This window comes from Yoonia sp. D2-7 (assembly GCF_055809435.1).
Window position 1 is genome coordinate 3,218,705 of record NZ_CM147912.1, and the last position, 14,634, is coordinate 3,233,338.

At 56.3% G+C, this 14,634-nt stretch carries 19 protein-coding genes and 1 tRNA gene; 11 read left to right on the forward strand and 9 right to left on the reverse strand.

Annotation, left to right across the window (positions count from 1 at the left end; translation table 11 throughout):
• Positions 1-15 precede the first annotated feature (15 nt).
• Positions 16-705 carry a YgjP-like metallopeptidase domain-containing protein gene (locus AC0L7R_RS15930; protein ID WP_473660445.1) on the reverse strand — a complete coding sequence of 230 codons (690 nt, stop codon included), beginning with the start codon at positions 703-705 and terminating at the stop codon, positions 16-18.
• 111 nt (positions 706-816) lie between these two features.
• Here AC0L7R_RS15930 and AC0L7R_RS15935 point away from each other — a divergent pair, with 111 nt between their 5' ends.
• Both AC0L7R_RS15935 and AC0L7R_RS15940 read left to right on the forward strand, forming a co-directional pair.
• Entirely contained in the window at positions 817-1,155 is a 339-nt protein-coding gene (locus tag AC0L7R_RS15935; RefSeq protein WP_247127542.1) for a TIGR02300 family protein, read from the forward strand.
• Positions 1,156-1,273: 118 nt separating this feature from the next.
• Positions 1,274-1,349: transfer RNA gene (locus AC0L7R_RS15940), tRNA-Ala, on the forward strand.
• A 140-nt stretch (positions 1,350-1,489) separates the two neighbouring features.
• Here the strand turns inward: AC0L7R_RS15940 and AC0L7R_RS15945 are convergent.
• Together AC0L7R_RS15945 and AC0L7R_RS15950 are read right to left on the reverse strand one after the other, a co-directional pair.
• On the reverse strand, positions 1,490-2,593 hold the full coding sequence (locus tag AC0L7R_RS15945; RefSeq protein ID WP_473657838.1) for a glycine cleavage T C-terminal barrel domain-containing protein: 1,104 nt from the start codon (positions 2,591-2,593) through the stop codon (positions 1,490-1,492).
• Between the two features lie 10 nt (positions 2,594-2,603).
• A complete protein-coding gene (locus AC0L7R_RS15950) occupies positions 2,604-3,077 on the reverse strand; it encodes a MarR family transcriptional regulator (RefSeq protein WP_473657839.1) in 474 nt (157 codons plus the stop codon).
• 94 nt (positions 3,078-3,171) lie between these two features.
• Here AC0L7R_RS15950 and panB point away from each other — a divergent pair, with 94 nt between their 5' ends.
• Positions 3,172-4,038, forward strand: a complete 867-nt coding sequence (gene panB, locus AC0L7R_RS15955; protein ID WP_473657841.1) for a 3-methyl-2-oxobutanoate hydroxymethyltransferase — start codon at positions 3,172-3,174, stop codon at positions 4,036-4,038.
• Positions 4,035-5,123: a Rieske 2Fe-2S domain-containing protein gene (locus AC0L7R_RS15960; RefSeq protein WP_473657842.1), complete on the forward strand. Its 1,089-nt coding sequence runs from the start codon at positions 4,035-4,037 to the stop codon at positions 5,121-5,123. Before panB ends, AC0L7R_RS15960 begins: the two co-directional genes overlap by 4 nt.
• A gap of 19 nt (positions 5,124-5,142) precedes the next feature.
• Here the strand turns inward: AC0L7R_RS15960 and AC0L7R_RS15965 are convergent, their stop codons facing one another.
• Positions 5,143-5,580, reverse strand: a complete 438-nt coding sequence (locus AC0L7R_RS15965; protein ID WP_473657843.1) for a PACE efflux transporter — start codon at positions 5,578-5,580, stop codon at positions 5,143-5,145.
• Between the two features lie 131 nt (positions 5,581-5,711).
• Complete coding sequence (locus AC0L7R_RS15970; protein WP_473657844.1) at positions 5,712-6,776, reverse strand: pyridoxal-phosphate dependent enzyme; 1,065 nt, start codon at positions 6,774-6,776, stop codon at positions 5,712-5,714.
• Positions 6,777-6,881: 105 nt separating this feature from the next.
• Between AC0L7R_RS15970 and AC0L7R_RS15975 the strand changes: the two genes are divergently transcribed.
• The gene (locus AC0L7R_RS15975) at positions 6,882-7,787 is read left to right on the forward strand and encodes a LysR substrate-binding domain-containing protein (protein WP_473657845.1); all 906 of its coding nucleotides are present in this window, start codon (positions 6,882-6,884) and stop codon (positions 7,785-7,787) included.
• 25 nt (positions 7,788-7,812) lie between these two features.
• On the opposite strand, the gene AC0L7R_RS15980 is transcribed toward AC0L7R_RS15975, so the two are convergent.
• The gene (locus AC0L7R_RS15980; protein WP_473657846.1) at positions 7,813-8,184 is read right to left on the reverse strand and encodes a winged helix-turn-helix transcriptional regulator; all 372 of its coding nucleotides are present in this window, start codon (positions 8,182-8,184) and stop codon (positions 7,813-7,815) included.
• 91 nt (positions 8,185-8,275) lie between these two features.
• Here AC0L7R_RS15980 and AC0L7R_RS15985 point away from each other — a divergent pair, with 91 nt between their 5' ends.
• Positions 8,276-9,046, forward strand: a complete 771-nt coding sequence (locus tag AC0L7R_RS15985; protein WP_473657847.1) for a nuclear transport factor 2 family protein — start codon at positions 8,276-8,278, stop codon at positions 9,044-9,046.
• A gap of 185 nt (positions 9,047-9,231) precedes the next feature.
• On the opposite strand, the gene rpsD is transcribed toward AC0L7R_RS15985, so the two are convergent.
• Positions 9,232-9,852, reverse strand: a complete 621-nt coding sequence (rpsD, locus tag AC0L7R_RS15990; protein WP_247127557.1) for a 30S ribosomal protein S4 — start codon at positions 9,850-9,852, stop codon at positions 9,232-9,234.
• Positions 9,853-10,043: 191 nt separating this feature from the next.
• On the opposite strand from rpsD, the gene AC0L7R_RS15995 reads away from it, so the two are divergent.
• The 5 genes from AC0L7R_RS15995 to AC0L7R_RS16015 are packed head-to-tail and all read left to right on the forward strand — an operon-like array spanning position 10,044 to position 13,279.
• Positions 10,044-10,508, forward strand: a complete 465-nt coding sequence (locus AC0L7R_RS15995) for a DMT family transporter (RefSeq protein WP_473657848.1) — start codon at positions 10,044-10,046, stop codon at positions 10,506-10,508.
• On the forward strand, positions 10,509-10,952 hold the full coding sequence (locus tag AC0L7R_RS16000) for a DMT family transporter (protein ID WP_473657849.1): 444 nt from the start codon (positions 10,509-10,511) through the stop codon (positions 10,950-10,952).
• 15 nt (positions 10,953-10,967) lie between these two features.
• Positions 10,968-11,867, forward strand: a complete 900-nt coding sequence (gene ltnD / locus AC0L7R_RS16005; RefSeq protein ID WP_473657850.1) for an L-threonate dehydrogenase — start codon at positions 10,968-10,970, stop codon at positions 11,865-11,867.
• Positions 11,868-11,870: 3 nt separating this feature from the next.
• On the forward strand, positions 11,871-12,518 hold the full coding sequence (otnC, locus tag AC0L7R_RS16010) for a 3-oxo-tetronate 4-phosphate decarboxylase (RefSeq protein WP_473657851.1): 648 nt from the start codon (positions 11,871-11,873) through the stop codon (positions 12,516-12,518).
• Positions 12,515-13,279, forward strand: a complete 765-nt coding sequence (locus AC0L7R_RS16015; RefSeq protein WP_473657852.1) for a TIM barrel protein — start codon at positions 12,515-12,517, stop codon at positions 13,277-13,279. The genes otnC and AC0L7R_RS16015 overlap by 4 nt, the downstream gene beginning before the upstream one ends.
• Here AC0L7R_RS16015 and AC0L7R_RS16020 read toward each other — a convergent pair.
• The gene (locus tag AC0L7R_RS16020) at positions 13,253-14,062 is read right to left on the reverse strand and encodes an alpha/beta fold hydrolase (RefSeq protein WP_473657853.1); all 810 of its coding nucleotides are present in this window, start codon (positions 14,060-14,062) and stop codon (positions 13,253-13,255) included. The two genes, AC0L7R_RS16015 and AC0L7R_RS16020, sit on opposite strands and share 27 nt — an antisense overlap.
• Positions 14,037-14,633 (reverse strand): amino acid synthesis family protein, encoded by a 597-nt coding sequence (locus AC0L7R_RS16025; protein ID WP_473657854.1) that lies wholly within the window; start codon positions 14,631-14,633, stop codon positions 14,037-14,039. The genes AC0L7R_RS16020 and AC0L7R_RS16025 overlap by 26 nt, the downstream gene beginning before the upstream one ends.
• Position 14,634 lies beyond the last annotated feature (1 nt).

The window sequence follows — 14,634 nt, forward strand, 5'->3', positions numbered from 1 at the left end:
CAAAACCGGATCAGGTCAATCGCCGAACTGTACCCGATGCAATTGATCACCGTTTTCACGTAACCAGCGACGTGCCGGCATGTGATCCCCATACAGCCGTTCCACGACGGCCCAGAACGCAGGAGAGTGGTTCATCTCGGCCAAATGCGCGACTTCATGGGCGGCGACGTAATCCAGCACCTCTGGCGGGGCCATAATCAGCCGCCATGAATACATCAGCGTTCCCTTGGACGAACACGACCCCCACCGCGACCGCGTATCACGCAGCGATAATCGGGCGTAGGTTTTACCAATCTGCGCCGCATAACGATCCGACGCGGAGGCTAGCACATCACGCGCCTGCGCTTTTAACAGCGCTTGGGCTTTCTGGCCCGCAGTCTGTTCATTCGGGACATGCAATGCATCTTCGGTCAGCATCGCACGCTTGCTGCGCCCTACCACGACGGGGATCAACCGACCGGCAAAAGGGACCGTGCCGCCTGCTTCAACCACGTGTAATTCGCGGACTCGGGACAGATGCCCGCGCAGCCACGATTCGCGTTCTTCGAGGAATGCGACCGCCTCTGGCACCCGCGCGCGCTTGGGAATCGTCAGTGTGACGCGCCCATCCAGCCGCGACACCCGTAAAGACAGGCGCTTGGCGGTAGATGACCGGCGTAAAGCGACCTCAATCGGGGGGTTGCCATGCAGGGTATGGTGGCCCATATCCATAGTTCCGTTGTTGACCTGTGCCAAAGGCTTTGACACCACTCATTGCTTATGGCAGTTGGCAGCGATCCGCTGCAAGAGCACGACCAGATTTATAAGGAATAGCCAATGCCTAAGGAAGAGTGGGGCACGAAGCGCCTCTGCCCCGAGACCGGCAAACGCTTCTACGATTTGAACGCCACGCCGGTGATCAGCCCGTACACAGGGAAAGAAGTCCCTGTTGAGACTGGCAAGACACGGACGATGGTTGCTGATGCCGAAGATGCGCAGACCAAGAAAATGAACGCCAAAGACGCGGATCAAGACGATGATCTGGTGTTGGACGACGAAGACGCGGACGACGATGATGATGTCGATCTGGGCGATGACGTTCTGGAAGATGATGACGATGATACCGTATCATTGGAAGAATTGGCTGATGTAGCCACTGGCGACGACGACGATTAATTCGTCTCAGAAGATTTTCGTGATGGGCGAGATTTTTGATCTTGATCTCGCCCGCCACGCTGCATAGACAGCAGCACGCGACGCAAGTCGTTCCCATGTGGAAATATCCACATCTGATGGGGCCTTAGCTCAGCTGGGAGAGCGCCTGCATGGCATGCAGGAGGTCAGCGGTTCGATCCCGCTAGGCTCCACCAACATCCTCAAAATATGCGCGAACTTTGGTTGCCTTCGGGCAGAATAGCTTTGCCTTTTGCCGGACTGAATCAAGTCGGTAGCCGATGGCGGCCATTTGCAGGCCGCCGATTGGTTCGCGGGAAGAATCCCGTTCAGGACGCTAGAAAAACGGTAATTCGCAGAGCCTCGCGCGGTCGACGTACCCGCCACGCACGACGTCAACCTCATCACCGACGGTAAGGTCCGTATGGACCAATCCAAATCCGATCATCGCCCCCGCACGTGGCGACCATGCCCCGCAGGTCATGTGCCCAACACCCCTATCGCCCTGCTGAACCGCGTACCAAATCGCATGGCCGGGTCGGCGTTCGGGGTTATCGAAGACGATGCCTACCTGCTGGCGTTTAACACCTTCGGCCTTAATTCGCCGCAGCGCCTGTATACCGACCACCTCGTCATCAAGATCCAGATCAACATATTTGCCAAGGCGGACCTCGAACGGGTTGGTCTGGTCATCTGTGTCGCCACCGTAGGACAACAGCCCGCTTTCGATCCGTTCGATGGGGCTCGGGTTTCCGGGGCCGATCCCCCATGGTTCACCAGCTTCCTTGATGATGTTCCACAGATCGGTCCCGCGCGTGCCGTCGCGCAGATAGATTTCAAACCCGCCCTGTTTGGAATAGCCCGAACGCTGGATGATCAGCGGGATGCCGTTGATTTCTGCCGGGGCGAACCAGAAATATTTCAGCGCCCGCACCCAATCACCAAAGACGGACGCGACCACATATTCGGCTTTGGGGCCCTGAACCGCCATCGGAGAGACATCAGGCTCGCAAATGTCGACGGTTAACCCGCGTTCGGCTGCAATGGCCCGCGCCCACATGAGGATGTTGTTGTCCCCAATAGACAGCCAGAACCGGCCGTCTTCGTGTTTAAGCACAACGGGATCGTTAATCAGCACCCCGCGATGATCGCACATCGGCACATATTTGCCCTTTCCGACTTCGATCTTGGACAGGTCCCGCACTGACAAAAGTTGGACCAATCGGGCAGCATCTGGCCCTATGATTTCCACCTGCCGTTCGACGCTGACGTCCCATTGCGACACCCCGTTCATCAGACGGTCATATTCGGCATCTGCGTCGCCGTAGGACACCGGCATGAGCATGTTGTTGTAGGGGGAAAAGGCAGTCACGCCTTCCCCAATCGTCGCTTCGTAGAACGGTGACACGCGTAGACGGGTGTTTGGTCCGATTTCAGCCATTGAGGATGCCTCAGTCGTCAAGTTTTGCGGAATTAAGGGCCGCTTTTTTCAGGAGCGCCCCAAGGGTTGCGCGTTCGTCGGCGCTAAGCGCCGCCAAAACGTCATCTTGCCGGCGGCTCAAATAGCCGCTGATCTTTTCATGCAAAGCCCGACCGTTTGGGGTGATCTTGAGCTTTGATTGCCGTCCGTCCGACGGGTCAGGGGCGCGGTCCAAATATCCATCGTGCAACATGCGATGCACTGCACGACTGATCGTGTTGCGCGGGCGGCGTGATATGCGGGCCACGTCTTGTGCCGTGAGAACGTCAAAGTGCGATAGGCAAGCCAGCAGAATGTATTCAGCACGCACGAGGCCAAAGTCCCGTTTGATCTCGGCGTAGGCCGGGAACACGATGGCATTAGCCAAATAGGTGATGCGGTACGCCTCGGGATATTCGATCGTGTCGAATATCCGCGTCAGGTCTGTGTCGTTTGATCTATCCATGATCGGTTGCCCATTGCCAGTTACGCCTGTCCTAGCGCATATTGTTCCAAATGGAACAACAAATGCGACGATTCCATAGTCGCAAAAGGCTGAAATGACGCAGGACCGCAAAAAACTGACCTTACCGGAACTGGCCGAGAAGAAGGCTGCAGGCGAACGGTTGGTCATGGTCGCGGTTGGCGAAGTACTGACGGCCACGTGGGCCGGACGTGCCGGCGTTGATATTGTTGGTGTCGGCGACAGTCTGGGCATGACTTTGCATGGCCATGAAAATACGCTGGCGATGACCGTTGATCAGATGATCATGCACACGCAAGCCGTGCGGCGGGGTGCGCCAAACACCCTGTGTCTCGTGTCGATGCCCTATGGGTCCTACGCGACGCCTGACCTCGCCGTGACAAATGCCGTACGGATGATGAAGGAAAGCGGCGCGGACGCGTTGAAGCTGCAGTTGGGCCGTGAAGGCGCACACATTATCCGCGCGGTCGCCGATGCAGGCGTTCCGGTGATGAGCCATGTTGGACTGCTGCCCCACAAGGTTCATCAAATGGGCGGTTTTAAGATGCAGGGCCGGACGGCTGAGGCGGCGATGGACATTGTTGCGGATGCCCGCGCGATCGAGGCTGCCGGTGCGATAGGGCTTGAGATTGAGGCGATGCCTTATGAGGTCGGCAAGGCTGTGGATGACGCCGTGGACATCTTCACCTTTTCGATTGGTGCGGGCGCTGCTGGCACATGCCAGCTTCTGAACGGCTACGATCTGCTGGGTGCGTTCGATACGTTTAAGCCCAAGTTCGCCAAACGCTATGCCAACCTTGCCCAAGACGCGACCGATGCCTTCGCGGCTTATGCTGACGATGTGCGATCTGGCCGCTTTCCAGATGCCGATCACAGCTACCAAATGAAACCCGACGAAATCGCGCGTTTTGAGACGCTTTTGAATAGCGAGGATGCGACATGAAAGACGATGCCAACCGGACCAACGGCCAAACGATTCCCAACGGGATGCTTGAGGACAACTATCCCCGCAACATGTGGTGGGTGGCGGCGCACCGCGATGAGGTGACGACGAAACCGCTGGCGCGATGGCTGCTGGAAACACCTGTGGTGCTTTACCGGCTAGAGGATGGCACGCCCGCAGCGCTTTACGATCGCTGCCCGCATCGTTGGGCTCCGCTGTCTGAAGGACATGTTCGTGACGACAAGATCGTCTGCCCTTACCACGGGATGGAGTTCAATACCGCAGGGCGCTGCACCAAAGCACCGACGCAGCACATGAAACCCAAAACCGCCGAAATTCCGTCTTTTGCAGTGCGCGATGCCGGGGCTTATGTCTGGATTTGGCTGGGCGATCAGGATGCCATTGATTGTGACCCGCCAGAAGTCGGCTATCAGACAGACCCCGACTGGACGCCAGTGCATGGGTATTACGAGGTCGCAGCCAACTGGGTGCTGATCCGCGAGAATGTTTTGGACCTGACGCACATCGCCTTTCTGCATAAGAACACCTTCAAGCAGGACGATTGGATCACGGCGCCCGACACCTACATGGACGGCGAGACAATTTGCTACGAACAGGAATTCGACCTTGCGCCGCTGTCACCGCTGTTCTGCGCAGGCATGGGGCTGCCCGAAGACAAGCCGATCAAGCGGGTGCAAAAGGGACGAATGCCGTCACTGGCCATTTCGTTTTCGGACTGGAATGTGCATGACCCTAACCCAGATGCGGGCAAACGGTCCGATTTTATCGTGCGTGGCTGCCATATCGTGACACCTGCGCAGCGCGGTAAAACGCACTATTTCTGGATGGCCGCGTTTGACGTACCTTCGCTGACAGATGAGGTTGCCGAAAAGACACGCGCGAGCGTGACTGCCGCGTTTGACGAAGACAAACACCTGCTTGAAAAACTGCAAGCCAGCGTTGCCGCCGATCCACGCGGGCTCGACTTCTTAGAAGTGACGCTGGGGGCTGATGGCGCGGGGATCAAGGTTCGGCAAATCCTGAACAAAAAGCTTAAGGCCGAAGGGCGGTCGCTTTCGCGTTGATTGGGTGCGTAGCGCGCATTTAACGGGATCCAACCGGGAACTTCCGATCATAGACCAGCGAAAAGACATAGGTGTACCCAACGACGAAGGTTGTGACGACGATGTCCGTCGATATCGCCTGCAACATGCTGAAATCGAACCACCACATGTAGATCGGAATCGAAGTGATCAGCAGCGACATTTCGAAACCGACGGCATGCAGGATTCGGCCCATGGTCGAACGGTCGGACGCAACGCGGCCCGATTTGGCGTCAAACCTGTCAAAGAACCAATTATAGATCAGCCCCATCACCATTGCCTTTAGCACAAGAATGCACCCAAGCACGCCAACTTCGGCGATGCTCTTATCCAAGAGCAAGGCACCAGCGGGCACGAGAATTGCCATGAGGATAACTTCAAAGGCCACCGTGTATTGAACGCGTTCGCGCCCACTGCGCAAAGCCGTATTGTTAGCCATTTGCCTAGCTCCTGTTTTGTATTTCCACCCGCAACATGTCTGGCACGGCCCGCTGGTAGTTCAGTTGATCGCCGTTTGCGATCAAAGCGTCTTTGTCCGATGTGATTTGTGTCGTAGGGCGGTCGTTGTCGTTATTTTGTGTTGAATGGCGTCAGGGCGATGTCGCCGAATTGGCCCGCATAGGCATGAACCGCAGGCGAACCGCCAAGATGCATCAGCAGGATTTTCGCGTCCGACGCGAACCGGTTCTGTGCGGCCAGATCCAGAAGACCGCGGATCGCGCGGCCTTCGTAAACCGGATCGGCGATGAGCCCTTCTTTGGTAGCCATCAGGCGAATACCCTCTTTGATCCCATCATCGGCATAGCCGTAGTCGGCATCGTTTGAAGCAATCACCGTGACATCATTTTCCTCGACCAGCTCGGGCAATTCTAAGACCGCGAGGGCTTCGTTCGCTAACTCGCGGACCCGCCGCGTTTTGATTGCTGTCTCGCCGTCATCGGCGATCCCGATAATCTTGGTTGGGACGCCGAGCGCCTTGAAACCTGCAACCAGACCCGCCTGCGTGCTGCTCGATCCCGTCGTATGAACCAAGTGGTCGAAGAACACGCCCGTCTGCTGCATTTGCATCGCTAGTTCGATGGCGCAGTTCATGTACCCCATACTGCCAAGGGGGTGTTCCGATGCACCCCCAGGTATCAGGTAGGGTCGATGACCCTGCGCGCGTAAATGAGCCATGAATTCTTCCAGCGGTCCCTGATCTTCGATCGGGCGTTCGGTTTCGTCGATATACAGCTCTGCCCCCAACATATGGCTCAGCAGTATGTTGCCCACATGACGGTAGTTCGGGCCTGCGTCCTTGGTCCAAGCGCAATGCAGCAACGCGCATTTCATGCCCGCTTTGGCGGCTGCCGCTGCAGTCTGGCGGGTGTGGTTGGACTGGATTGCACCAACAGTCACCAGCATATCGCACCCTTTGCCCAGCGCGTCCCCTGTCAGAAATTCGAGTTTACGCGTTTTGTTTCCACCCCCTTCAAGTCCGGACAGATCATCGCGTTTCATCCACAATTCAGGACCGTTCAGCAGTTGGTCAAAATTGCGCAGTGGGTGCAACGGCGTTGGCAGTTGCGCCAACGCGAACCTAGGAAGGCCGGACAGGCGTGTAGTTAGATCAAGGATAAGGGATTCATCGAACATATCGAAACCTTTGGCCAGCATGAAGGGTGGTGCATTCCAAATTTTACTATCTGTTTTTCTGCTGCGATCCAGTTAGTATCTGTCTGAAAATCAGACAGGTTAAACATGCCAAATACAGGAACCCTTCGTGCTTTTGTCCATGCGGCTGACCTTGGATCGTTTTCAGCTGCGGCGCGGCGACTGGGCAAAGCCCATTCAGCAGTTTCGACCGCGATTGCGAATCTTGAAATTGATTGTGGCGTTCCGCTTTTTGATCGCAGCGGCCGCAGCCCTGTCCTGACACCTCAAGGACAGGCGCTATTGCCGCATGCACGCGGCGTTCTGCTGGGTACGACCGAATTCATAGCGATGGCAAATTCCATGGCCGAAGGGATCGAGACCCACGTGTCCCTTTCGGTCGAAAAAGGCATTAGTACAGAACCGCTTATGCCCTTGCTGCGTGCGTTCACAGAGCGGTTCAGTTCGGTTTCACTGGAAGTCACGACGCCCAGCTCCAACGATTCAGCCGACATGCTACGCAACGGCAGAACAGATATTGGCCTTATGGCGGAACAAGAGGGTTACCCGACTGGCCTGCAATTTCGCGGACTTGGCTATTCTAAACTGATCCCGGTCTGCGCACCTGACCATGCGTTGGCGCAGAACATTGACGCCTCTTATCGTGACCTACGGCGCCATAGACAAATCCTGCGCCACAAAGATCCGGTCAAAGGAACATCACAGCAAAACGAAAAGAAGAGCGCCGCAGTTTGGCACGTGGAAGATCCCGATTTGATCATCGACTTTGTCCGTGCCGGATTTGGTTGGGCCGAATTGCCACTATCGCTCGTCAAGCAACCGATTGAACGCAAAGAACTCGTTCGGCTCAATTATGCGTTTCAGCAAAACGACCTACTGGAAGGCATTGATCTGGTTTGGACAGAACGACGGGCATTGGGGGTCGCTGGGCAATGGCTGCGGGATGAAATGCTAAAGTTTCCTCAAACGACTTGGTTGGAAGAACCGTTCTAAGGCCCGCCGCTTCTAACCGCCGCATCTATTGTTTCGCGTCGAAGATCTCGCGCGAGGCTTGAACGTCTACATGGCGATGTGCCGCCCATTCGGTCAGGCCGCGCAGCAATGGCAATAGTTCTTCTCCGAGGTCGGTCAGTGTGTAACGCACCGCAACAGGTGGTCCCGGATCGACATCACGGCGCAGGTAGCCGTCGCGTTCCAAACTGCGCAGGTTCTCGGTCAGGACGCGCTGTGTGACGTCGCCAATCGTGCGTTTCAACTCACCGAAACGGAGCGTCCCGTCTTCCAAGGCTAGGACAATCAGCACCTGCCATTTGCCCGTGACTTTCGACAGCACCTGCCGGACCGGACAATTCGCAGCATCATCTTTGGTCAGCGCGGTTACGTTAAGCATACTTGGTTCCTAAATAGTGCGTAATTGATACTAGGTGCGAATTTGATACCAACATTTGCATAACGAATCAATTGTCATAAAGGAACAGAAAATGACACCTACAGACCTAGTTCTGGCTGCCGTCGCAGCTATCTTCGTAGACGCAGATGTTGATGCCGCCCGCGCGCTTGTTGCGCCTGACTATATTCAACACAACGTCGCCGTGCCGACTGGTGCGGACCCGATCCTTGGCTTCATTCCCGCATTGGAAGAAAGCGGGATCGCACTGACGACCCACCGCGTGATCACCGAGGGTGACATGGTTGTTTTGCACAACACTTACGATAACGCTCAGGCGCTTGGGGCTGAAACTATGGTGGCGTTTGATGTCTTCCGCGTGGCTGACGGCCAAGTGGTTGAACACTGGGACAATCTTCAGGTGCCCCCCGCCGCAACGGTTTCAGGACGTTCGATGACCGATGGACCGACCGAGGTCGTTGACCTTGAACAGACAGCTGCGAACAAGGCGCTGGTCGAAGGGTTTGTGAAGGATGTGCTGCAAGGTGGCGCGCCGGAACGCATTACGGACTATGTTTCGACCGAAACCTATTTGCAGCATAACCCAATGGTTGGTGACGGACTTGATGGTCTTGGTGCGGCCCTTGCGGCGATGGCAGAGGCCGGACAGGCAATGGCCTATGCGGAAACGCATATCGTGGTGGCGGAAGGCAACTTTGTCTTCGCGGCATCAGAAGGCACGATCGGCGAAACACCGACCGCGTTCTTTGATCTGTTCCGCGTCGAGAATGGCCTAATCGTGGAACATTGGGACACGGTTTCCGAAATTCCAGCAGATATGCCCCACGACAACGGCAAGTTCTGAATCACGACGGATGTGGCTTCGGATTTCCGGGGCCGCATCTGCCAAAGAAGATAGGTCAAGGATCAGACGACCTGCCTGATTTCGAAATAAAACGTCCCCAAGCAAAGGCGCGCTGGACCAGTCCCCCCAAACAAAAAAGGCCGTAGCGGATGCTACGGCCTTTCCAGAAATCGTATGAAGAACGATTAGTTCTTCGCGTAGAATTCGACCACGAGGTTTGGCTCCATCGCAACTGGGTAAGGAACGTCGCCCAGTGTTGGTGTGCGTGTGAATTCACAAGTCATTTTGTTGTGGTCAACAGCCATGTAATCAGGCACGTCGCGCTCTGGCAATTGGGATGCCACGAGAACGATTTCCAACTGACGGGACTTGTCGCGCACTGCGATCACGTCGCCTTCGGACACACGGTAAGAAGCAATGTTCACTTTCTTGCCGTTCACTGTCACGTGGCCGTGGTTCACGAACTGACGTGCTGCGAAGATTGTTGGAACAAACTTGGCGCGGTACACAACAGCGTCCAAACGACGCTCAAGCAAACCGATCAAGTTTTCACCAGTGTCGCCTTTTACACGCTCAGCTTCGGCGTAGATGCGGCGGAATTGCTTCTCTGTCAGGTCGCCGTAGTAACCTTTCAGTTTTTGCTTAGCACGCAGCTGGATACCGAAGTCGGACAATTTGCCCTTACGGCGCTGACCGTGCTGGCCGGGGCCGTATTCGCGACGGTTCACTGGGGACTTAGGACGACCCCAGATGTTTTCGCCCATACGGCGGTCAATTTTGTACTTGGCAGCGGTACGTTTAGTCATACGCTGATCTCCTTCGTTATATGCGCCCCGAAAGGCATGAAGGGCGTTGTCCTTTTTGCGGATTTTGCCGCAATGACAGGGTTCCTCTTGCGAGGTCCACCAACACCAATGAATGGGCGGCTTATAGAGGTGCGCCAGACAGAGTCAACGGCTACTTGCGCCCATCTGAAATTAGCGTCAGGTGTGGCGCCATGACTGACCAGAACACCCCCCGATTACTAGATTTTATTGGTGCATTTGCCACAGGCGGCCTGCTGACCTTGATGGTCTGGTTCAACGGCACATTGGCGGTCACCGGATCGCTTCTGTTTGCGTCTTGGGTCCCCCATGTGACCGGATCACTTTTGGCCATTATTGTATTGCTGGCGATGCGTCCGAAGAAGGCGAAACCAACGACCAAAGTTCCATGGTGGGCTTATCTTGGTGGCATATCGGGTGCTGTCACTGTCATGCTGACATCGGCCACGATGAATTCGGCACTGGCGATTTCGGGCACGATTGCTTTGGGTTTGGCTGGGCAGATGGTCTTTAGCCTTGTGGCTGACAAATGGGGAATGATGGGTCTGCCGCAGCGCAATCCGACCGCCCGCGACATGCTGGCGCTAGGGTTGATCATGGCTGGATCGGTCATTCTTATCTTCTTCGGGGGCGTATAGATGCTTGGTTTCGCAGCACTCGCCGTCTTGGGTGGCGCATTGGTATCGTTGAGCCGTCAGATCAACGGCAGCTTGTCGATGTACACATCCGCCCTGCATTCATCATATTGGAACCACGTGGTTGGGTTTGCCTTTATCACTGCAGTTGGGATCGCCTTTGGCGGCTTGTTCACGGGTGATCCGTGGGGTGCGCCATGGTGGGCCTATCTTGGCGGTCCGATCGGTTTTGTGTTCATCGCCGCATCCAGCTGGGCTGTGCTTAAGATTGGCGCTGCGCAAACGGCGATGTTGATTATTGCAGGTCAGATGATTTCCGGCGTCGCTGTCGATATCGCATTAGGCAGCGCGGGTAACACGACCACACGGATTATCGGGGTTGCACTTATTCTTGCGGGTATGCTTGTCGCCCGATCTGGTGCTAAACCTAAAGCCAATGGGACATAACGACGGAATACAACGATGATAGACACAACGGTTGCCGTGATCGGATTGGGGTCCATGGGATATGGCATCGCATCATCCGCCCGTAAAGCTGGCCTTCAAGTACACGGCTTTGACGTCAACGAAGCCCAAGTCGCAAGGTTCCAATCAGAAGGCGGCGCACCAGGCACGCTTGCCGAAGTGGCCCCGACCCTATCCGCTGCTGTGATTGTCGTCCTGAATGCCGCCCAAACCGAAACCGTCTTGTTCGGCGACGAAGGCATTGTGTCTAAAATGCAAGCGGGCAGCGTTGTGATCGCATGTGCGACTGTTCCTCCTGCCTTTGCCCGCGACATGGCCAAACGGTGTGCCGGACACAGTGTTCATTATCTGGACGCCCCGATTTCCGGTGGCTCTGTCAAAGCCGCGAACGGGGCGCTAAGCGTGATGGCCTCTGGCACGCCTGACGCTTTCCTGAGCGCAGCCCCCATTCTTGATGCGACCGCTGAAAAGGTCTTTCGTCTTGGTGATACCGCTGGCGCAGGTTCTGCGATGAAAGCGGTGAACCAGCTTCTGGCGGGTGTTCATATCGCCGCGATGGCCGAGGCCATGACGTTCGGGATAAGCCAAGGGGTCAGCGCCGAAGACTTCATGCAGGTGATCCCCGAATGTGCAGGTACGTCATGGATGCTGGAAAACCGTGGGCCGCATATTGTCGACGGCGATTACACGCCTCATTCCAGCGTGAACATTTGGCCAAAGGATCTGGGCATCGTGCTGGATATTGCGAAGGAAACGAGCTTTGACGCGCCAATTACCACTGCGGCACTGAAACAGTTCGCCGCAGCAGCGGAAGCAGGACTAGGTGGCGAAGATGACGCCGCAGTCGCCAAAGTTTACGCAGCCCAAGCCGGCCTTGATCTGCCGAAGGGCGGTTAAGCGATGTCGGACACCCAGCTTCGCGAACAGATGTGTCTGCTCGCCAAATCGCTATTTGACCGTGGTCTCACCGGCGGCAGTACGGGCAACATTTCGGCCCGCACCGACGACGGCGGACTCTTGGTATCCCCGACGGGCACCAGTTTTGGCAGACTTGATCCCGGTCAGTTGTCACGTTTCGACGCTAAGGGCGTCCTGATTGCGGGCGATCAACCAACCAAAGAAATGTCGCTGCACAGTGCGTTCTACGATACCCGCAGCAGCGCTGGTGCCGTTGTTCATTTGCATGCCTGTCATTCGGTTGCGTGGTCGATGATGCCTGATGCGGACCCCGATAATTTCCTGCCACCACTGACCCCTTACGCGATCATGAAGTTGGGGAAAGTAAAACTACTCCCGTTCTTTATGCCCGGTGATCCGGCGATGGGTGATGCAGTTCGCGGACTCGCAGGTAAACGGTCAGCGGTCATGCTGGCCAACCACGGCCCCGTCGTGGCTGGCAAAGACGTTGAGGCGGCGTGCAACGCGATTGAGGAACTCGAAGATACGGCAAGGCTGGCGATGATGATGCGCGGCATACCTGCGCGCGCGTTGACAGATGCCCAAGTCAAAGACCTTGTGACAAAGTTTGATGTGGAGTGGGACGATTGACGCAGTTTTCAGCGAACCTTGGCTTTCTGTGGACCGACCTCGCGCTTCCCGATGCTATTCACGCAGCGAAGGCTGCAGGATTTGACGCGGTTGAGTGCCATTGGCCTTATGCGGTTGATCCTGCGGATGTGAAAACAGCGCTTGATGCCACAGGTCTGCGGATGCTGGGTATAAATACGGATCGCGGCGACGTGGCAGGTGGTGACAACGGGTTGTCCGCCCTGCCCGACCGCATCCATGAAGCCCGCGCCGCGATTGATCAGGCGATTGCTTACGCCGTACAAATTGGATGCGGTGCCGTGCACGTCATGGCCGGATTTGCGGCCGGGAGCCCGGCACACGATTGCTTTGTGGCGAACCTGAAATACGCGGCGACACAGGCGGCAGCCCATGACATCACGATCCTGATTGAGCCGCTTAATCGCTATGATGCACCCGGCTATTTCCTGACTACCACGACGCAGGCGATAGCGATTATTGACGCTGTGAACGCACCCAATCTTAAGCTGATGTTCGACTGCTATCATGTTCAGTTGATGGAAGGTGATTTGACGCATCGACTGGCGTCCCTGTTGCCCAAGATCGGGCATATCCAATTCGCGGGCGTGCCCGCGCGTGGCAGACCGGATGAAGGTGAAGTCGCCTATAAACACGTGTTCAAGGCCATCGCGGACCTGGGATACACCGCGCCGCTGGGGGCAGAATACAAACCCGGTGGCGATACCGATCAAACCTTAGGTTGGATGGCTACGCTGCGCTAAAAATGCGCAAAGCGGGGCCGTAAATGCGGCTGGATCTTCCATTAGACCAAGGTGCTGAAGGCGCGGCACAATAATTGTCTGCGCGCCCGCAATTTCCGCCGCAATGTCGCGCGCCATCTGCGGGGTACTGCCGCTATCGTTTTCGCAGGTCATCACCAAAGCAGGCGCCGTGATCGGCGGCTTTGGGGCAATCAGTTCACGAACACCATTGGCCAGTACCCAAGCAGTTTGCGCATAGCATTCAGCGTCCACCTGTTCGCGCCAGTCACGCACATTTCGGGTTCCTTCCCCTGTCACCAGATAATCGGGCGTGAACCACCGCTTCAGCGCGGCGTCAAAGGTCGCAAACGCCCCTTGTTCGCGCACGGCTTTGGCCCGCGCTTCTACCGCATCCTGCGCTGCCGCACCCCGATTATGGGGCGAATTCATGATCACGAGCGACGCTATTTTGTCGGGAAAATCCAACGCATAGCGTCGATTGATCATGCCACCAATGGAAAACCCTACGATATGCGCTTGGGCCATCCCGACATGATCCATCAGATCCGCCAATTGTTGCGCAAACACCCGCAATGAAAGCGGTTCTTTCGCAGATCTGCTTTCACCGTGACCGTAAAGATCGTAGCGCAACACGCGACAGCCTGTCAGGGCTGGCAAGTGGCTGTCCCACAGTCGCCGCGATAGGCCAAGACCGTGGATCAACACGACTGTAGGCCCTTCGCCGCTTAGATCGAAAGCAGTTCCATCTGGCGCGACCTCAGACACCCGCCGGGTTCTCCACATCGCCGCCCATTTCCGCGATATCTTGATAGCGATTGCCGATCCGATGGTTCGGGTGCCCTCCAATCGACGCGCCAAGCGCCATGATGATTTCATCCTCTGCGGGCGCGTCCTGCACTGACACATGGATCGTTTGGTAATGCGACCGCTGCCCCCCATCATCCTTGTGCATCAGTGGAATCATCAACGACGTCCCAGCCGCCCCTCGCGTGTTCGAAAAGACCAAATAGGACTGCGCATTGACCGCGCGCCGGTAGGCATTCCCGAACCAAAGCGTGTGCGTTAACGCTTGGGCGTGTTCCAGTTCACCGCCCATACCAACGACGGACGCCTTCCCGTACCCTTCGACTTTGTCGCCTGCCACGTCCAGAATCATGTCTGTCAGAAGTTGCCCCATTTCCGGACCGACATCACGAATGACGGGGCGCAAATCTTCGACATGACCCTGCCCGAACCACGGGTTCTTGATGATTGCCATGGCGGTGATCAATTTTGTTGGAACAGGTGGCGCCTTCCAACCTTCAATGAATGTGGTCTGGATATTCGTAATGGTACGGCGAATTTCAGCGGGCATG